The organism is Rhizobium tibeticum (assembly GCF_900110205.1).
In the GTDB taxonomy this organism is placed as follows: Bacteria; Pseudomonadota; Alphaproteobacteria; order Rhizobiales; family Rhizobiaceae; genus Rhizobium; species Rhizobium tibeticum.
Map to the genome: position 1 here is coordinate 75693 of NZ_FOCV01000003.1, position 17963 is coordinate 93655.

Annotated in this window: 17 protein-coding genes and 1 pseudogene; 1 reads left to right on the forward strand and 17 read right to left on the reverse strand. The window is 61.2% G+C overall.

Annotated features, from left to right (window positions below; genetic code table 11):
- Positions 1 to 156: 156 nt before the first annotated feature.
- Positions 157 to 633, forward strand: a complete 477-nt coding sequence (locus BSG20_RS04100) for a chemotaxis protein CheW (RefSeq protein ID WP_024316137.1) — start codon at positions 157 to 159, stop codon at positions 631 to 633.
- 260 nt (positions 634 to 893) lie between these two features.
- On the opposite strand, the gene BSG20_RS04105 is transcribed toward BSG20_RS04100, so the two are convergent.
- The 17 genes and pseudogenes from BSG20_RS04105 to BSG20_RS04185 form a co-directional block, all read right to left on the reverse strand.
- On the reverse strand, positions 894 to 1139 hold the full coding sequence (locus tag BSG20_RS04105) for a formate dehydrogenase subunit delta (protein ID WP_072369312.1): 246 nt from the start codon (positions 1137 to 1139) through the stop codon (positions 894 to 896).
- On the reverse strand, positions 1129 to 1956 hold the full coding sequence (gene fdhD, locus BSG20_RS04110) for a formate dehydrogenase accessory sulfurtransferase FdhD (protein ID WP_072369313.1): 828 nt from the start codon (positions 1954 to 1956) through the stop codon (positions 1129 to 1131). The genes BSG20_RS04105 and fdhD overlap by 11 nt, the downstream gene beginning before the upstream one ends.
- Positions 1956 to 4835, reverse strand: coding sequence for a formate dehydrogenase subunit alpha (gene fdhF, locus BSG20_RS04115; RefSeq protein ID WP_072369314.1), 2880 nt, complete (start codon positions 4833 to 4835; stop codon positions 1956 to 1958). The genes fdhD and fdhF overlap by 1 nt, the downstream gene beginning before the upstream one ends.
- 4 nt (positions 4836 to 4839) lie before the next feature.
- Positions 4840 to 6396, reverse strand: coding sequence for a formate dehydrogenase beta subunit (locus BSG20_RS04120; protein ID WP_072369315.1), 1557 nt, complete (start codon positions 6394 to 6396; stop codon positions 4840 to 4842).
- Positions 6393 to 6872 carry a formate dehydrogenase subunit gamma gene (locus BSG20_RS04125; protein ID WP_072370138.1) on the reverse strand — a complete coding sequence of 160 codons (480 nt, stop codon included), beginning with the start codon at positions 6870 to 6872 and terminating at the stop codon, positions 6393 to 6395. Before BSG20_RS04125 ends, BSG20_RS04120 begins: the two co-directional genes overlap by 4 nt.
- A 168-nt stretch (positions 6873 to 7040) precedes the next feature.
- On the reverse strand, positions 7041 to 7934 hold the full coding sequence (locus BSG20_RS04130) for a LysR family transcriptional regulator (protein WP_072369317.1): 894 nt from the start codon (positions 7932 to 7934) through the stop codon (positions 7041 to 7043).
- A gap of 70 nt (positions 7935 to 8004) precedes the next feature.
- Positions 8005 to 8312 (reverse strand): annotated as a pseudogene (locus tag BSG20_RS04135) (ArsR/SmtB family transcription factor).
- Positions 8313 to 8438: 126 nt separating this feature from the next.
- Positions 8439 to 9209: an SDR family NAD(P)-dependent oxidoreductase gene (locus BSG20_RS04140; RefSeq protein WP_072369318.1), complete on the reverse strand. Its 771-nt coding sequence runs from the start codon at positions 9207 to 9209 to the stop codon at positions 8439 to 8441.
- Between the two features lie 71 nt (positions 9210 to 9280).
- Complete coding sequence (gene soxR, locus BSG20_RS04145; protein ID WP_072369319.1) at positions 9281 to 9745, reverse strand: redox-sensitive transcriptional activator SoxR; 465 nt, start codon at positions 9743 to 9745, stop codon at positions 9281 to 9283.
- Between the two features lie 147 nt (positions 9746 to 9892).
- Positions 9893 to 10300: a F0F1 ATP synthase subunit epsilon gene (locus BSG20_RS04150; RefSeq protein WP_037116266.1), complete on the reverse strand. Its 408-nt coding sequence runs from the start codon at positions 10298 to 10300 to the stop codon at positions 9893 to 9895.
- Positions 10300 to 10536 carry a hypothetical protein gene (locus BSG20_RS04155; protein ID WP_072369320.1) on the reverse strand — a complete coding sequence of 79 codons (237 nt, stop codon included), beginning with the start codon at positions 10534 to 10536 and terminating at the stop codon, positions 10300 to 10302. The genes BSG20_RS04150 and BSG20_RS04155 overlap by 1 nt, the downstream gene beginning before the upstream one ends.
- Entirely contained in the window at positions 10536 to 11984 is a 1449-nt protein-coding gene (gene atpD / locus BSG20_RS04160) for a F0F1 ATP synthase subunit beta (RefSeq protein WP_072369321.1), read from the reverse strand. The genes BSG20_RS04155 and atpD overlap by 1 nt, the downstream gene beginning before the upstream one ends.
- 23 nt (positions 11985 to 12007) lie before the next feature.
- A complete protein-coding gene (locus BSG20_RS04165) occupies positions 12008 to 12892 on the reverse strand; it encodes a F0F1 ATP synthase subunit gamma (protein WP_072369322.1) in 885 nt (294 codons plus the stop codon).
- Positions 12893 to 12916: 24 nt separating this feature from the next.
- Positions 12917 to 14446: a F0F1 ATP synthase subunit alpha gene (gene atpA / locus BSG20_RS04170; protein WP_072369323.1), complete on the reverse strand. Its 1530-nt coding sequence runs from the start codon at positions 14444 to 14446 to the stop codon at positions 12917 to 12919.
- On the reverse strand, positions 14446 to 15006 hold the full coding sequence (locus BSG20_RS04175) for a F0F1 ATP synthase subunit delta (RefSeq protein WP_072369324.1): 561 nt from the start codon (positions 15004 to 15006) through the stop codon (positions 14446 to 14448). The genes atpA and BSG20_RS04175 overlap by 1 nt, the downstream gene beginning before the upstream one ends.
- A 260-nt stretch (positions 15007 to 15266) precedes the next feature.
- Positions 15267 to 15656, reverse strand: coding sequence for an AGROH133_08824 family phage infection protein (locus BSG20_RS04180; RefSeq protein ID WP_072369326.1), 390 nt, complete (start codon positions 15654 to 15656; stop codon positions 15267 to 15269).
- Between the two features lie 77 nt (positions 15657 to 15733).
- Positions 15734 to 17950, reverse strand: coding sequence for a primosomal protein N' (locus BSG20_RS04185; protein ID WP_072369328.1), 2217 nt, complete (start codon positions 17948 to 17950; stop codon positions 15734 to 15736).
- Between the last annotated feature and the right edge of the window lie 13 nt (positions 17951 to 17963).

The window sequence follows — 17963 nt, forward strand, 5'->3', positions numbered from 1 at the left end:
ATTTAGATTTGGGCAACACTCTTCCATTAAGGTCTGGACCAACCGTATCGATACTCCTCCTGGGGAAGAGCATGCGCGGTTTGAAGGCAAAGTCCATCCGCGCCAATGGTGGCGCGGTTGCTTCTGCCCTGGCTTTCGACGGTTGGGACAATACTCATGGCTACGATCAATTCCACGAACTTCAGCGGCGATATGCTGGAGATCATCGCCTTCAGACTGCACGATCAGGAATTCTGCGTTAAGACGACGACGATCCGCGAAATCCGCGGCTGGGCACCGTCGACGCCAATCCCGCATGCACCGGCCGACGTCATCGGTGTCATGAACCTGCGAGGCTCGGTGATCCCGATCATCGACCTCGCCTTCAAGCTCGGCATGAAAAGCACGGTCGCCAACGAGCGCAGCGCCATCGTCGTGGCCGAAGTCCACAATATGGTCATCGGCATGCTGGTCGATCGCGTCTCGGACATCTTGACGATCTCCTCTAGCCAGGTGCAGCCGGTTCCGGAAGTCACGGCTTCCTTCGACCGCGCATACTGCGAGGGCATCATCGCCTCCGAAAACGGTATGATCTGCTTCCTCAACCTCGCCAAGATGTTCAAAGAAGGCGAAACCGACGACTTGGCCGCCTAACGCCAGGCCAACTGATGCTAAAGAGCCGCCTTCTATGGTGGCTTTTTTGTTGACGGATATAATCGTGCGAAACCCGTGGCGGCTCCAGACTGGCCAGACAGCGTCGTGGATGTCGGTTTACGATCGGTGGCCGACCCCGGATGCAACCGATTTGCCCGGTTCAACAGGCTTCGGCAATGCAGCGGAATTCGGACCCCGAGACCCAACTCTTGTCGCTATCGAGGCATGTCTGCGACGCTAGCGCCTATGCCACCGAACTCCTAGTGAGGCGCGCTCGCTACAGGCTCCGGCCGCTTGATCAGCGGAGCTGCGCTGACAACGAGTGGGTTGAGACCGTGGCCTTCCCTCTCCATGATCTCGAATAGCTGACGCCGCATCCGCGGCTCCCAGAACTTGTTGATATGCGTCGCCACACCTTCCGCAGCTTCGCTCTCCGGCTGGCTCTTGAAGAACGTCGCGATCTGGTTGGCCATGTAGACGAGTTTGGACTGCGTATCATGCGACATCGGAGATGGTTCCCGGCTGAATGCGCTGCGGATGCGTGAAAATCTCGAAATCCTCGCCACGCACCAAGGCGACGAGGGTCATGCCGGCCTCATCGGCGGTGCGAATTGCAAGGGCGGTCGGCGCGGAGATGGCAACGAGGACGGAACTGCCGAGGATTGCCGCCTTCTGCACCATCTCGACGGACAGGCGGCTGGTAACAGCGACAATGCCGTCGGCTCCGGATTGCCCTTGACCAATAACCGCGCCACAAAGCTTGTCGAGCGCATTGTGCCTGCCCACATCCTCGCGCACCGCAACCAGCCCCTTGCCCGGCAGGTAGAAACCAGCTCCGTGCACGGCGCGCGTCTCGCGATGCAGCGGCTGTGCTCCGTTCAACAGCGAAACGGCCTCGACGATGTCGCGACAGGTCACATTGAGCAACACCGCAGCCACATCCGGCACCTTGCGAACGGCCTGTTCGATCGACTCGATCCCGCAGAGCCCGCATCCGACGGGACCTGCCATGCTGCGGCGGCGTGCCGTCAGCGCAGCGGCGACCTCGTCGACGAGAGCGATCTGGACATCGATGCCTTTCTCGCCATCGACAATCTCGATTGCCGCGATCTGCCCGACATCGGAAATGATCCCTTCCGTGAGGCTGAAGCCGACCGCGAAATCCTCGAGATCATCCGGCGTTCCCATCATCACCGCATGGGTGCTGCCGCCATAGGAAAAGGCGATCGGCACCTCCTCCGGAACGATTCGCACGCCGGACATCACGACGCCGCCGCTGCGGGCGGTGCGCTTCACGGCGATGCGGGCCGGACGCTCGATCATCACTCAGCGGGCTCCAGCTTGCCGACGATTCGCCGGCTCTGGCGCGACTGCTCGTCATAGTCGCGCTGCCAGTCGGTCGGGCCGTTGGAGGGTGAAACCTGCACAGCTGTCACCTTGTATTCCGGGCAGTTCGTCGCCCAGTCGGAGAAATCGGTGGTGATGACGTTCGCCTGCGTGTCCGGGTGATGGAAGGTCGTATAAACGACGCCGGGCGCGACGCGGTCGGTGATCAGCGCACGCAGCGCCGTGTCGCCCGAGCGGCTCACCAGCTTCACCCAATCGCCATCGCGGATGCCGCGCTGTTCGGCGTCATGCGCATGGATCTCCAACCGGTCTTCCGAATGCCAGACGACATTTTCCGTGCGGCGCGTCTGAGCGCCCACATTATACTGGCTGAGAATGCGCCCGGTCGTCAGCAACAGCGGGAAGCGCGGTCCCGTTCGCTCGTCTGTCGCGACATATTCCGTCCGGATGAACTTGCCTTTACCGCGCACGAAGCCATCGACGTGCATGATCGGCGAACCCTGCGGATGAGCCTCGTTGCAGGGCCACTGCACGGAGCCCATCTTGTCGAGATAGTCGTAGGAGACGAGCGCGAAGCTCGGCGTCGTCGCTGCGATCTCGTCCATGATCTCGCAGGGATGGTTGTAGTTCCAGGCAAGACCCATGGCCTGCGCCATCTTCTGGGTAACCTCCCAGTCGGCGTAGCCGTTCTTCGGGCTCATGACCTTGCGCACCCGGTTGATGCGGCGCTCGGCATTGGTGAAGGTGCCGTCCTTTTCGAGGAAGCTGGATCCGGGCAGGAAGACATGCGCGTAATTCGCCGTCTCGTTGAGGAACAGATCGTGGACCACGACGCATTCCATCGCGGCAAGGCCCGCCGCAACATGCTTGGTGTCTGGATCAGACTGCAGGATATCCTCGCCCTGGACGTAGAGCCCCTTGAAGGTGCCATCGACCGCCGCATCCAGCATGTTCGGAATGCGCAAACCCGGCTCATTGCTGATCTTGACACCCCAGAGCTTCTCGAAGATGTCGCGTGTCGCGTCATCGGAGATGTGGCGATAGCCGGGCAGTTCATGCGGGAACGAGCCCATGTCGCACGAACCCTGCACATTGTTCTGGCCGCGCAGCGGGTTCACGCCGACGCCGGGCCGCCCGATATTGCCGGTGACCATGGCAAGGTTGGCGATCGCCATGACCGTCGTCGAGCCCTGGCTATGTTCGGTGACGCCGAGACCGTAGTAGATCGCGCCATTGCCGCCTGTTGCATAGAGACGCGCGGCACCACGCACCAGATCGGCCGGAACGCCGGTGAACTTCTCCGCGGCTTCCGGGCTATGATGCGGCTCGGCAACGAAGCTTGCCCAGTCCTCGAACTCGGACCAGTCGCAACGCTCGCGGATGAAGGCCTCGTTGAATAAGCCCTCGGTCACGATCACATGCGCAAGCGATGTCAGGATCGCGACATTCGTGCCGGGCTTCAGCGGCAGATGATAGGACGCCTCGACATGCGGCGAGCGCACGATATCGGTGCGGCGCGGATCGATGACGATGAGCTTGGCGCCTTGCCGCAGCCGCTTTTTCAAGCGCGAGGCGAAGACCGGATGCCCGTCGGTCGGATTGGCGCCGATGATGATGACGACATCGCTCTGGTCGATGCTATCGAAGTTCTGGGTGCCCGCCGAGGTGCCGAAGGCCTGGCCGAGACCATAGCCGGTCGGCGAATGGCAGACGCGGGCGCAGGTATCGACGTTGTTGTTGCGGAAGCCGGCGCGCACCAGTTTCTGCACGAGATAGGTTTCCTCATTCGTGCAACGCGACGAGGTGATGCCGCCGACGGAATCGCGGCCATACTGATACTGGATACGGCGGAACTCGGAGGCAACATGCGCGAAGGCCTCGTCCCAGGTGACCTCGCGCCATGGATCGGTGATCTTGTCGCGGATCATCGGATTGAGGATGCGATCCTTGTGGCTGGAATAGCCATAGGCGAAGCGGCCTTTGACGCAGGAGTGCCCGCGGTTTGCCTGCCCGTCCTTCCACGGCACCATGCGCACCAGTTCTTCGCCGCGCATCTCGGCCTTGAAGGAGCAGCCGACGCCACAATAAGCGCAGGTAGTGACAACGGAATGCTCCGGCTGGCCGATCTCGATCACCGACTTCTCAGTCAGCGTCGCCGTCGGGCAGGCCTGGACGCAGGCGCCGCAAGACACGCATTCCGACGACACGAAATCCTCATGCATGCCGGCCGAAACACGAGAATCGAAACCCCGGCCTTCGATGGTCAGTGCAAAGGTGCCCTGCACCTCCTCGCAGGCGCGCACACAGCGCGAGCAGACGATGCACTTCGCCGGATCGAACGTGAAATAGGGATTGGATTCGTCCTTCGGCGCCCACTTGAGATTGAGATCGCCGTTGTTGCGCGCAGTGACGTGATTGTCGCCATCATAGCCGTAGCGCACGTCGCGGAGACCGACCGCGCCCGCCATGTCCTGCAACTCGCAATCGCCATTGGCCGCACAGGTCAGACAGTCGAGCGGGTGATCGGAGATGTAGAGCTCCATTACCCCACGGCGGACATCCTTCAGTCGGTTGGTTTGCGTCGAGACCACCATATCAGGCGCAACCGGCGTCGTGCAGGACGCCGGCATGCCGGCGCGCCCCTGCACTTCCACCAGACAGAGCCGGCAGGAGCCGAAGGCTTCCATCATGTCGGTGGCGCAGAGCTTCGGGATCTCGATGCCGGCATCCATCGACGCACGCATGATGGAGGTCCCCTCGGGCACCGTCACCTGATTGCCGTCGATGGTGAGCGTCACCATGGTTTCGCAGGTCGAGGCCGGCGTGCCGTAGTCGGTTTCGTGGACGAGAGGCATAGTCTTACTCCGCCGCTTCGATGAGAGGTGTGGGAACGAAGTCTTCGGGGAAGTGTGTCATGGCGCTCATGACGGGATAGGGCGTAAAGCCCCCGAGCGCGCAGAGCGACCCGAATTTCATGGTGTTGCAGAGATCGGCGAGCAGCACTCGGTTCTTCTCCGGCTCGATGCCACGCGCGATCTTGTCCGCCGTCTCGACACCGCGCGTCGAGCCGATGCGGCAGGGCGTGCACTTGCCGCAGCTTTCGACGGCACAGAACTCCATCGCGAACCGGGCCTGTTTCAGCATGTCGGCCGTATCGTCGAAGACGACGATGCCGGCGTGACCGATCAATCCGTCCTTGGCCGCGAAGGCTTCATAGTCGAACGGTGTGTCGAACAAGGAGTGTGGGAAATATGCGCCGAGCGGACCGCCGACCTGGACCGCCTTCACCGGCCGTCCGGATGCGGTTCCGCCTGCGATGTCATCGACCAATGCGCCAAGCGAGATGCCGAAGGCCGTCTCGAAGAGACCGCCATGCTTCACATTCCCGGCGATCTGGATCGGGATGGTTCCGCGCGACCGCCCCATGCCGAAATCGCGATAATAGGCCGATCCCTTGTCCATGATCACGGGCACGGATGCGAGCGAAATGACGTTGTTGATGACGGTCGGGCAGTCGAAGAGGCCCTTGTGCGCCGGCAGCGGCGGCTTGGCGCGCACGATACCGCGCTCGCCCTCGAGGCTGTTCAGAAGCGCCGTCTCCTCGCCGCAGACATAGGCGCCAGCGCCGGTGCGGACCTCCATATCGAAGGCCTTGCCGGAGCCGAGAACCGAGGTGCCGAGAATTCCGGCGCTGCGGGCAATGTCGATCGCCCGGCTCATCGCCGCGATCGCATGCGGATATTCCGACCGGGTGTAGACGAAGCCCTTGGTCGCGCCCGTCGCAAGCCCTGCGATTGCCATGCCTTCGATCAGCACGAAGGGGTCGCCTTCCATGATCATCCGGTCCGCAAAAGTGCCGCTGTCGCCTTCGTCGGCGTTGCAGACGATATATTTACGCTCGCCCGGCGCATCGAGAACCGTCTTCCACTTGATGCCTGTCGGGAAGCCCGCACCGCCGCGCCCGCGCAAGCCGGAATCGGTGACCTGCTTGACGATGTCGGCGGGCAACATCGAAATCGCCCGGCGCAGGCCGGCAAGGCCGCCATGGGCTTCATAGTCATCCAGAGAAAGGGGATCGGTGATGCCGCAGCGCGCGAAGGTAAGGCGCGTCTGACGCTTGAGGAATGGCAGCTCCTCCACCTCGCCGAGACAGCGGGCGTGGTCGCCGCCGGATATCAATCCGGCATCGAAGAGCGAAGCGACGTCCTTCGCCTTGATCGGCCCGTAGCCAATCCGCTTGCCGGCGACTTCGACCTCAATCAGCGGCTCCAGCCAGTGCATGCCGCGTGAGCCGTTGCGCACGATCTTGGCGTCGAGACCGCGAGCCGCAATCTCTTCGGAGATTGCCTTTGCAACGCGCTCGGCACCCAGTGCCAGCGCGGCAGCATCACGGGGAACATAGATCCGGACGGTCATCGACGTGCCTCCGAAATCAGCGCCTCGAGATCCGCGGCATCCAGCCGGCCATGAACCTCGTCATCCATCATCGCGGATGGCGAGCACGAACAGAGGCCGAGACAGAAGACGGGTTCAAGGGTAATCGCCCCATCCGGCGTGGTCCCGTGCCAATCCACGCCGAGCAGCGCCTTGACGCGCTCGGCAAGCGCATCGCCACCCATCGACTGACAGGCCTCGGCGCGACAGAGCTTTAGCACGTGCCGGCCGGCCGGATGATCGCGATAGTCGTGATAGAAGGTGACGACGCCATGCACTTCGGCGCGCGAAAGATTGAGCTCCTTCGCGATAACAGGCAGGGCCTCCTGCGGCACATAGCCGAATTCATCCTGGATCTCGTGGAGGATCGGCAGCAACGGGCCTTCGAGATGTTTGAGATGATCGATGATCGCGTAAGTGCGCGTCGCGATATCGTCTTTGGCGACATGAATATTCATCAGCAGCCCTCCCACGGCCTGCAAATTGCACGTCGCGGCCTCGGGCAGGCGGGCTTTCTTTAGAACCCTTGGCTGACAGAACCGCTCGCGTTCGTTCATTATAGAACCTTCTCAGGGATGGACGAAGCGATCAATAATGCTGTTCCGTCAAACGATAGACGTTTCCTATCAAGATTCCGGGTCTTCGGCGAGGATCCGGGCCTCATGCAGCAGGGCAGAGACCAGCGGCGTAAAGGGCTCACGATGCGTCGCGACCAGACCAACAAGATGGTGCGCCTTCGGCTCGATGATGGGGATCATCCGGATCTCGGCGGGAAAGCCGAAGGATTTCGCAACATTGCGTGGCATGATGCTGGCCCAGCGTCCGGTTCGAACATGCGAGAACAACACGATCATCGAATTCGATTCGAGCGTCGGATGCGCCGTCACGCCGGCTTCGGCCAAGTGTTGATTGATAATGCGGCGGTTCTGCATGTCCGCCGTCAATAGACAAAGCCGAAGATTACCCACCTCCTTCCATGTGACGCTGTCACGATCCGACAGAGGGCTGCCGGCAGCGGTAATCAGGTTGTAGTGCTCGGCATAGAGCGGCACGCTGGTCACGCGTCCAAGCGGCTCGTTTTCGAGGTAGGTGATCCCGGCATCGATCTCGAGATTCTCCAGCATGCTGAGCACCTGCAGCGAATTGCGCGAGACGATGGAAAAGGTCACATCCGGATGCCGCTCCTGAAATGGCGTTGTGATGCGCGGCAGCATAGCGAGCGCCGTCGGGATCACAGCGATCCTGATATGTCCGGACAGGCCCTTGCGAGCCGCCCGCATCTCTTCGCGCATCGTGCGGGCGTCGCCAACAATGCGCCGCGCCCATTCGAGCACGCGCTGACCCTCGGGCGTCAGCCCCTGGAAACGCGAGCCGCGCTGCACCAGCATGACGCCAAGCTGATCCTCGAGCTGGCGAATGGCAGCAGACAGCGTTGGCTGCGAGATACCGCATTCCTCCGCAGCGCGGCCGAAATGCTTCTCATTGGCGAGCGCGATGAAATATTCCAACTTATCGATCATTCGGCCTCTCTGCCGAACTGCGGCAATCCGCCATCTTCACGTCAGACAAAGCGGTCCGCAAGGCCGATTGTCAGTTGTCGTGTGTCCCCGGAAACATCGCGAACAGAAAATGCAGCAGCGAGGTCGTGTGAGGATGAGCTACGCTGTAATAGATGAGACGTCCTTCGCGACGACCTGAGACCAGCCCATCCAGTCTGAGACGCGCCAACTGCTGCGACACCATCGCTTGCTGAATGCCAAGGCTTTCCTCCACCTGGCCCACCATCTTTTCTCCCTCCGTGAGGAGGCAAAGGATGATCAATCGCGTGTGATGGGAGAGTGCCTTGAGAAAGTCGCTCACGTCCTCGCAGAAAGCGTCTGCAGATCCCGATCGGCCATGCCCGATTTCGGTGTAGCAAGTGCTTTTGTATCCCTGATTGCATAAACAATGTGCAGGAAACGAAACCACACCATATTGGCAGCAGCCAGCGATTTGGATCTGTCAAAATGCCAAAAAAGTCCCGCTCAGCAGATGAGCTGGCCGCCGTTGATCTCGAGCACCTGGCCGGTGATGTAGCCGGAGAGGGAAGGCGCCGAAAGGAAGAGGTACGCAGGTGCGCAGTCCTCCGAGGTGCCCAGTCGCTGCAAGGGAATGGTCTTGCGGGTCTGCTCCAGCTTATCCGGCGACGAGTACCGCTGGTGGAAGTCCGTTTCGATCGTTCCAGGCGACACGCAGTTGACGCGAATACCGTCGGGCGCGAGCTCCCTTGCCAGCGCTTTGGAATAGGTTGCGACAAATGCCTTCGACGCCGAATAGATCGCCGAACCGGGGCTGCCGCCCGTCACCGCAGAAATCGAGACGGTGTTGACGATCGCCGCCTCCTGCGATGCCCGCAGGGCCGGGAGAAGCGCGCGCGTCACCTCGACGACCGAGGTCTGGTTCAGCCGCACAATCGTTTGATACTGCTCGTCGCTCAGGTCCCCTGCCGGAAAGCGGCCGACCATGGTTCCGGCATTGTTGATGAGCACATGGATCCGGTCGAATGTTGCAAGTGCCTTCTCCGCAAATCCGCTTGTGGCGCCCGGCGTTGAAAAGTCGGCGGCAACGAGAACCGCCCGGCGGTCCTCTTCCGCTGTCAGCAGAAAATCAGGCAAATCGCGGTCGGCGCCGCGGCCGAGATGCACCAGCACTCTCGCCCCACAATCGAGAAATTGCCGCGCCACCTCTAGGCCGATACCCCTACCCCCGCCAGTGACGACCACGTTGCGGTTTTCGAACAGCTTGGGGTGAAACATCCAGTCCTCCACGGCGTGATTGAGCCGTTTGCGGCTCCTGCGTTGTTGTGATGCAGCGAGGGGAACGTTGCCTAGTCATCGGTTTCCAGCAGACGCGGACCCGGCCCATCCTTTGCCAGCCGATCATAGGGATTGCGCAGCGGGCAGCTTTCAACCGAGAGGCAACCACAGCCGATGCAATCCGTCAACCGGTCGCGCAGGGCGACGAGGCGATTGATGCGGGCATCGAGGTCCTCCTTCCAAAGTGCCGACAGCCGCTGCCAATCCGAAGCGGTCGGCGTGCGGCCCTGCGGCAGCGTATCGAAAGCTGCCTGGATCTCCGCCAAGGGAATCCCGACACGCTGCGCGACCTTGATGATACCGACGCGCCGGAGCACATCACGGCCGAAGCGGCGCTGATTGCCACGCGAGCGGATGCTGGAAATGAGGCCTTTCGCTTCGTAGAAATGCAGCGCAGAGACGGCAAGCCCGCTGCGTTCGGCGACGTCGCCGACCGTGAGCAGTTTCCTGAAGGGATTGGTGAAGCCTTCTTCCACGGCGCAGACCTCAAGTTTGCTTGAGGTAGTCTAGTCGCGCGCTTCGCCGCTGTCCACTTGCCATTGGTTCTCGCAACGACCGAGAACGTGAGAACACATAAAAAAGCGGCCAAAAGGCCGCTTCAAGATGCGAGAGTTTAGCGTAGATCAATCCGGGTTGATCACACCCTGCAGATGCGTCAGTTCCATGATGTAGTGTTCCAGACGCGACTTGTGCTCATGATGCACAGCGTCTTCGCTTTCTCTCTTCGCCGCTTCGATGCGAAGCGTCAGTTCGTCCTTCGAGAGATCCTGAACGATGACCGCGGACTCAGCCAACAGCGTGCATCCGGTCGGCAGAATGTCGGCAAAGCCGCCAAAAACCACGTAATCCTGCTTCGAACCGTTGGCCGAACGAACGCTGACGATGCCAGGCTTGATCGTCGTCATCGTCGGGGCGTGGTTCGCCATAACGGTCATCTCGCCGTCGGTTGCCGGAATGACAACTTCTGTCACCATCTCCGAAAGGAGCAAGCGCTCGGGAGATACGAGTTCAAAATTGAAATTGTCAGCCATCAGTGACTTACCTTCTCGGCGGCTTCTGTATCTTGCAAATTGGTCCCGCAGAACGGGCAGTGCGCTATCGCCTGATCGAGATACCCAAGACCTTCCTCGGTCTGGATCAGTCCCACCACCATCATCAGCTTGCCATCGTCGGATCTATAGATCGTCGGCGCGGCCGGAGCGGGAAGCTCTGCTGCGACTTCCCGAAGGGCGTCGCAGCAGAAGATCTCGTTGAGAGCGTCGCTCATCAGGCAGCTGCGGACAGCTTCTTGGCCTTCTCGATGGCTTCGTCGATCGAGCCGACCATGTAGAAGGCAGCTTCCGGCAGGTGGTCGTATTCGCCGTTGACGAGGCCCTTGAAGCCCTTGATCGTGTCTTCGAGCGCGACGAGCTTGCCCGGCGAACCAGTGAAGACTTCAGCGACGAAGAACGGCTGCGACAGGAAGCGCTCGATCTTACGGGCGCGGGCAACGGCCAGCTTGTCCTCTTCGGACAGTTCGTCCATGCCAAGGATGGCGATGATGTCCTGCAGGGATTTGTAGCGCTGCAGCGTCGACTGAACCTTACGAGCCACTTCGTAGTGCTCTTCGCCGACAACGATCGGGTCGAGCATACGCGACGTGGAGTCGAGCGGGTCGACGGCCGGGTAGATACCCTTTTCAGCGATCGAGCGCGACAGAACGGTGGTTGCGTCCAGGTGGGCAAACGAGGTCGCCGGAGCCGGGTCGGTCAAGTCGTCGGCCGGAACGTAAATCGCCTGAACCGAGGTGATCGAACCGGTCGTCGTGGTCGTGATGCGTTCCTGCATCTGGCCCATGTCCGTGGCGAGCGTCGGCTGATAGCCGACGGCCGAAGGAATACGGCCGAGCAGTGCCGACACTTCGGACCCTGCCTGCGTGAAGCGGAAGATGTTGTCGACGAAGAACAGAACGTCCTGACCCTGGTCGCGGAAGTTTTCAGCAACCGTCAAACCGGTCAGAGCGACGCGAGCGCGCGCACCCGGCGGTTCGTTCATCTGGCCGTAAACGAGCGCAGCCTTGGAGCCTTCGCCACCGCCGTGCTTGTTGACGCCGGATTCGATCATTTCGTGGTAAAGGTCGTTGCCTTCGCGAGTACGTTCACCCACGCCAGCGAAAACCGAGTAACCACCGTGCGCCTTGGCGACGTTGTTGATCAGTTCCATGATGAGAACGGTCTTGCCGACGCCTGCACCGCCGAAGAGGCCAATCTTGCCGCCCTTTGCGTAAGGAGCGAGAAGATCGACGACCTTGATGCCGGTGACGAGGATCTGCGCTTCCGTGGACTGATCGACGTAGGCGGGCGCGTCCTGATGGATGGCGCGCTTCGAGGCGGTCACCAGCGGACCTGCTTCGTCAACCGGCTCGCCGATGACGTTCATGATACGGCCGAGCGTTTCCGGACCAACCGGAACGGCGATCGGAGCGCCGGTGTCAGAAACCGACTGACCGCGAACCAGACCTTCGGTCGAGTCCATGGCGATCGTGCGAACTTCGTTCTCGCCGAGGTGCTGTGCGACTTCGAGAACCAGGCGGTTGCCGCCGTTGCTCGTCTCAAGCGCGTTCAAAATCGCCGGCAGTTCGCCTTCGAAAGCAACGTCCACGACGGCGCCGATAACCTGCGTGACCTTGCCGGCAGAGCCTGCCGCAGTCTTCTTGGGGGTAGCTGCCTTAGCCATCTTCTTACCCTCTTTCCCTAACCTCAGAGCGCTTCCGCGCCCGAAATGATTTCAATGAGTTCCTTGGTGATCTGAGCCTGACGCTGACGGTTGTAGTTGAGCGTCAGCTTGTTGATCATTTCACCAGCGTTGCGCGTTGCATTGTCCATCGCGCTCATCTTGGCGCCCATTTCGCCGGCGACGTTCTCAAGGAGCGCGCGGAAGATCTGGACGGAGATGTTGCGCGGGATCAGATCCTCGAGGATCGATGTCGGATCCGGCTCGTATTCGTAGACTGCACCGGCGTGCGCCGCATCTTCGACAACGGCCGTAGGAGCCGATGCCGGGATGAGCTGCTGTGCCGTCGGAACCTGCGAAATCACCGACTTGAATTCGGAGTAGAACAACGTGCAGACGTCGAACTCGTCGGCCTCGAACATCTCGATGACGCGCTTGCCGATCTGGTCGGCATTCTCGAAGCCGACCTTCTTCACCTCACGCAATTCCTTGCGCTCGACGATGAGCGAAGCGAATTCACGGCGCAGAACGTCGTAACCCTTCTTGCCGACGGTAAAGATCTTAACCGTCTTGCCTTCGGCGAGAAGCTTGCGAGCGTGATCGCGCGCACAGCGCGAGATCTGCGAGTTGAAGCCGCCGCACAGGCCGCGTTCGGCGGTGCAGACGACCAGCAGATGAACCTGGTCCTTGCCGTTGCCCGTCATCAGAGCCGGCGCACCGTCGGCCTCCGTCATCGCACCAGCAATGTTTGCCAGAACGGCACCCATGCGCTGCGAGTACGGACGAGCGGCCTCAGCCGCCTCCTGGGCACGCCGAAGCTTCGCCGCGGCGACCATCTTCATCGCCTTGGTGATCTTCTGCGTCGCCTTGACGGAGGCGATCCGGTTTTTCAGATCCTTAAGTGAAGGCATCCGTTATCCGTCCTTTGGGTCCGATTAGGCGAAGGACTTCGCGAAGCTATCGATGGCAGCCGTGAGCTTGCCCTTCGTATCGTCGCTGATTGCCTTGTCCGTGCGGATCGTGTCGAGGATAGCCGAGCCTTCCGAGCGAAGGTACGACAGCAGGCCCTGTTCGAACTTGCCGACCTGCGCGACCTGGATCTTGTCGAGGTAGCCGTTGACGCCGGCGAAGATCACCGCAACCTGCTCTTCCGTCTTCAGCGGTGAGAACTGCGGCTGCTTCAGGAGTTCGGTGAGACGTGCGCCGCGGTTCAGCAGGCGCTGCGTCGAGGCGTCGAGGTCGGAACCGAACTGAGCGAAGGCGGCCATTTCGCGATACTGTGCGAGTTCGCCCTTGATCGAGCCGGCAACCTGCTTCATCGCCTTGACCTGCGCGGCGGAGCCGACGCGTGAAACCGACAGACCGACGTTAACGGCCGGACGGATACCCTGATAGAACAGGTCGGTTTCGAGGAAGATCTGACCGTCGGTGATCGAGATCACGTTGGTCGGAATGAAGGCCGAAACGTCGTTGCCCTGGGTTTCGATGACAGGCAGAGCCGTCAGAGAGCCAGCGCCCTTTTCGTCGGAGAGCTTTGCAGCGCGCTCGAGGAGACGCGAGTGCAGGTAGAAAACGTCGCCCGGATAAGCTTCGCGGCCCGGCGGGCGGCGCAGCAGGAGCGACATCTGGCGATAAGCAACAGCCTGCTTGGACAGGTCGTCGTAACCGATCAGCGCGTGCTGACCGTTGTCACGGAAGTATTCGCCCATCGTGCAGCCGGCAAACGGCGCCAGGTACTGCATCGGAGCCGGATCGGAAGCCGTTGCGGCAACGACGATCGAGTACTTCATTGCGCCGCGTTCTTCGAGAACCTTGACGAACTGGGCAACGGTCGAACGCTTCTGGCCGATAGCGACGTAGACGCAGAACAGCTTCTCGCTGTCCGGGCCGTTGTCGTGGATCGCCTTCTGGTTCAGGATCGTGTCGAGAATGATCGCGGTCTTGCCCGTCTGGCGGTCACCGATGACAAGCTCGCGCTGGCCACGGCCGACCGGGATGAGCGCGTCGATAGCCTTGAGGCCGGTCGACATCGGCTCATGAACCGACTTGCGCGGAATGATGCCCGGAGCCTTGACGTCGACGCGCGCGCGGCGGGTCGAATTGATCGGGCCCTTGCCGTCGATCGGATTGCCGAGAGCATCGACAACGCGGCCGAGCAGCTCCGGACCAACCGGAACGTCAACGATGGCGCCGGTCCGCTTGACGGTGTCGCCTTCCTTGATGTCGCGGTCCGAACCGAAAATAACAACACCGACGTTGTCCGATTCCAGGTTCAGCGCCATGCCACGGATGCCACCGGGGAACTCGACCATTTCGCCTGCCTGAACATTGTCCAGACCGTAAACGCGAGCGATACCGTCACCGACGGAGAGAACCTGACCGACTTCCGAGACTTCTGCCTCTTTGCCGAAGTTTTTGATCTGGTCTTTGAGAATTGCGGAAATTTCCGCAGCGCGGATATCCATCAGCCGACCTCTTTCAATGCAAGCTTAAGGGTAGAGAGTTTCGTACGAAGAGACGTATCAATCTGACGGGACCCGACCTTCACGATCAGACCGCCAAGAATTGACGGGTCAACCGTGACGGCAATCGCCACGTCTTTGCCGGTGACGCCCTTGAGCGCCGCCTTCAATTCGGTTTCCTGCGCTGCATCAAGCGCATGGGCCGAGGTGACCTCGGCAGTAATTTCGCCACGCTGGTTTGCAGCAATGATGCGGAAGGCCCTGATCATGCCCGGGAGAGCAAAGAGGCGGCGGTTACGCGCCACGACCTTCAGGAAGTTCGCGAAGAAGCTGCTGATTCCAGCCTTCTCGCTGATGGCAACGATCGCCTTGAGCTGGTCGTCGGCCGAGAAAACAGGGCTCGAAACGAAACGCTTCAGGTCGTCGCTCTCGTCGAGCATCGCCTGGAACTGGTCGAGGTCCTTGGTGACGCTTTCGACGGCGCCCTGCTCGAGCGCCAACTCGAACAGCGACGAGGCATAGCGCTCTGCAACACCAGAAGTAAGCTGGGATGTGTCTGCCACTGGCCCAAATTTCCCTGATTTCAACTCAAGAATCCGGTCGCCGGCGGGCGCCTGACCTAGGATCTTGAATTCGTTATGATTTCCCCCAGAAATCGCAAGAGAAGCCTCTTGCTTCTTCCGAAATTCGGGGTCCGTCTAACATAGGATGTTCGGACTCGCAACACGCGTAACGCCCGAATACGGCTTTCGTATCGATTTCTAACGCAAAAATGCTCAAAGCCCGGCAAGCAGGAGCTCAACGCGAGAAATATCCGCTCAACTCAAGCGGAAAAGAAACCGAAAACATAGGCGAGCGGAAGAGCTGCCAGAACGATCTGCACAACCAGAAGTAAATAGTTGAGAATCGTGCTCCCCTTATCTGAAAGGAGCGAGATGACGCGCGCAAATGCGGCCATGGCGAAGGAGACGCCAAGGGCCATGTAGATCCAGTCCTGCGCCAGCATGATGGCCGAGAGACCGAAGCCGAGATAGAAGCCGCCGACGGAGCGTTGCTCGGCATAGCCGTCGCGCCGGCCCTCGCGTGGCATCACGCCGACCAACCGCATCGCATAGCCCGGCGCAAACATGATGATGAAGCCCGCCAAGGCGGTAAATGCCGCTGCTGCGAAGGCGAGCTGTTCGCCCAGCTCCGTTGGAAAATAAAAGTCCATGACCGACCCCGAATCCCCTGTTTCGCCGTCCTTATGCCATGATTGCCGTACCGGGCAAAAGCCCGTAGGAGAGCGATCTACAGGAAGCTTTGCGGGTCCACGTCGAGCTGCACATGCACCGACCCGCGCTCCTTTGGCGCTTGCGCAAGCATCGCCCTGAGAAATGCCTGCATGTCGGAGTTTCGCCGGCCATGCACGAGAAGCCGGAAGCGATAGCGGCCTCGCACCAGCGCAAGCGGTGCTTCCGCAGGTCCGAGCACGGAGATGCCGGAAACAGCCGGTGCGGCGTTTCTAATGCCGCGGGCATGGTTTTCCGCATCGTGGCGCGTTTCCGCCGAGACGATGATCGACGCCAGCCGTCCGAATGGCGGCAGGATCGCCCGTTCGCGCTCGGCAATCTCGCGTTCGTAGAAGGCGCTCGCATCGCCCGACACGATCGCCTGCATGACGGGATGTTGCGGCTGGTAGGTCTGCAACAGGCCGTGGCTCTTCAGGCCGGTACGGCCGGCGCGGCCCGTCACCTGCGAGAGAAGCTGAAAGGTGCGTTCGGCGGCGCGCGGATCGCCATTGGCAAGCCCGAGATCGGCATCGACGATGCCAACCAGCGTCATCAGCGGGAAGTTATGCCCCTTTGCGACGAGCTGCGTACCGATGACGATATCGGCCTCCCCTTTCGCAATGGCCTCGAGCTCGAGCCGCAACCGCTTGACGCCGCCCATGATGTCGGACGAGAGCACGATCGTTCGCGCCTCGGGGAAATGGCGCTCCACTTCTTCAGCGATGCGCTCAACACCAGGCCCGCAGGCAACGAGATGATCGAGGGTGCCGCATTCCGGGCAGGCTTCCGGCGTGCGTTCGGCATGACCGCACTGATGACATTGCAACTGTCTTTTGAACCGGTGCTCGACGAGCCAGCTGGAGCATTGCGGGCACTGGAAGCGATGTCCGCAGACGCGGCAGAGCGTCAGCGGCGCATAACCTCGACGGTTGAGGAAGAGAAGCGCCTGCTGCTGCTTCTCGATCGTCTTGCCGATCGCGCGGATCAGGACCGGCGACAGGAAGCCGCCGCGCTCAGGCGCATGACGGCGCATGTCGATGAGGTGTAGATCGGGCAACGCCGCGTCGCCGAAGCGGGTCGGCATGTGAATGGTACTGTAACGCCCGCTCTGGCCATTGACCTGGCTTTCGACCGAGGGCGTGGCGGAGACGAGAACCACTGGAAAATCAGCGATCCGTGCGCGCACGACGGCCATGTCGCGGGCATTGTAATAGACCCGATCCTCCTGTTTGTAGGCAGGATCATGCTCTTCATCGACAATGATGAGGCCTAAATCCTCGAACGGCAGAAACAGGGCCGAGCGAGCACCGGCAACGACGCGCACCTCGCCCGTGACCGCCTGACGCCAGACCTTCTCGCGGGTGCGCGGCGCCAGGTCGGAATGCCATTCGGCGGGCTTTGCGCCGAAGCGATCCTGAAAGCGCTCCAGAAAGCTCGCCGTCAGCGCGATCTCCGGCAGGAGGATCAGCACCTGCTTGCCGCGCTTCAGCGTTTGCGCGATCGCTTCGAAATAGACTTCCGTCTTTCCCGAACCGGTGACGCCATCGATCAGCGATACGGCAAACTCACCCTTACGAACCTCGGCCAGAATCTCGTCTGCCGCCTCCCTTTGCGGGCCTTCGAGCCGCGCGGCCGTGAAGTCGGGATCGGGTTTGGCAACCAAGGGCGGCGGCGGCAGGAATACGGTTTCGAAAATGCCCTGACTTACCAGACCGTCGACCACGCTTGTCGATACGCCGGCGGCATGGGCAAGCCCGCTTCGCGTCCAGGAGAGGCCATCCCCGGCGATATCGAGCACACGGGCGCGCGCTGGCGTCATCCGTTCCGGTTCGCCGCCGACGAAGCGCAGGCCCTCAACCATCGGTTCCGGCTCGAAGGCATTTGGCGCCCGCAGCGCCATGCGCGCCACGAGACCGGGCGGCGAGAGCGTATAGCTTGCCACCCAATCGACGAAGTCGCGCATCTCCTTGGTAAGCGGCGGGCAATCGAAGACATGGCTGATCGGCCTCAGCTTCTTCGGATCGACCCCGTCCTCGTCGCCATCCCAGACGACGCCGATCACCTGCCTCGGGCCGAGCGGCACCTGCACGACCGAGCCCGGCTCGACGGCCATTCCCTCGGGCACGGCATAGGAATAGGGCTTCGGCGCGGGCATGGGAACGAGAACCGGCACCGTGCGGTTGGCCGGCGGCGTCTTAAACAGCGCTCCAAAGAGATCGGACGAATCTGTGCTCATCGGGCGAGACCAT

Bases quoted from the DNA above. Each gene is read 5' to 3' on its own strand.
- BSG20_RS04100 (WP_024316137.1), top strand. From the start codon at position 157: ATGGCTACGATCAATTCCACGAACTTCAGCGGCGATATGCTGGAGATC.
- BSG20_RS04105 (WP_072369312.1), bottom strand. From the start codon at position 1,139: ATGTCGCATGATACGCAGTCCAAACTCGTCTACATGGCCAACCAGATC.
- fdhD (WP_072369313.1), bottom strand. From the start codon at position 1,956: ATGATCGAGCGTCCGGCCCGCATCGCCGTGAAGCGCACCGCCCGCAGC.
- fdhF (WP_072369314.1), bottom strand. From the start codon at position 4,835: ATGCCTCTCGTCCACGAAACCGACTACGGCACGCCGGCCTCGACCTGC.
- BSG20_RS04120 (WP_072369315.1), bottom strand. From the start codon at position 6,396: ATGACCGTCCGGATCTATGTTCCCCGTGATGCTGCCGCGCTGGCACTG.
- BSG20_RS04125 (WP_072370138.1), bottom strand. From the start codon at position 6,872: ATGAATATTCATGTCGCCAAAGACGATATCGCGACGCGCACTTACGCG.
- BSG20_RS04130 (WP_072369317.1), bottom strand. From the start codon at position 7,934: ATGATCGATAAGTTGGAATATTTCATCGCGCTCGCCAATGAGAAGCAT.
- BSG20_RS04140 (WP_072369318.1), bottom strand. From the start codon at position 9,209: ATGTTTCACCCCAAGCTGTTCGAAAACCGCAACGTGGTCGTCACTGGC.
- BSG20_RS04150 (WP_037116266.1), bottom strand. From the start codon at position 10,300: ATGGCTGACAATTTCAATTTTGAACTCGTATCTCCCGAGCGCTTGCTC.
- BSG20_RS04155 (WP_072369320.1), bottom strand. From the start codon at position 10,536: ATGAGCGACGCTCTCAACGAGATCTTCTGCTGCGACGCCCTTCGGGAA.
- atpD (WP_072369321.1), bottom strand. From the start codon at position 11,984: ATGGCTAAGGCAGCTACCCCCAAGAAGACTGCGGCAGGCTCTGCCGGC.
- BSG20_RS04165 (WP_072369322.1), bottom strand. From the start codon at position 12,892: ATGCCTTCACTTAAGGATCTGAAAAACCGGATCGCCTCCGTCAAGGCG.
- atpA (WP_072369323.1), bottom strand. From the start codon at position 14,446: ATGGATATCCGCGCTGCGGAAATTTCCGCAATTCTCAAAGACCAGATC.
- BSG20_RS04180 (WP_072369326.1), bottom strand. From the start codon at position 15,656: ATGGACTTTTATTTTCCAACGGAGCTGGGCGAACAGCTCGCCTTCGCA.
- BSG20_RS04185 (WP_072369328.1), bottom strand. From the start codon at position 17,950: ATGAGCACAGATTCGTCCGATCTCTTTGGAGCGCTGTTTAAGACGCCG.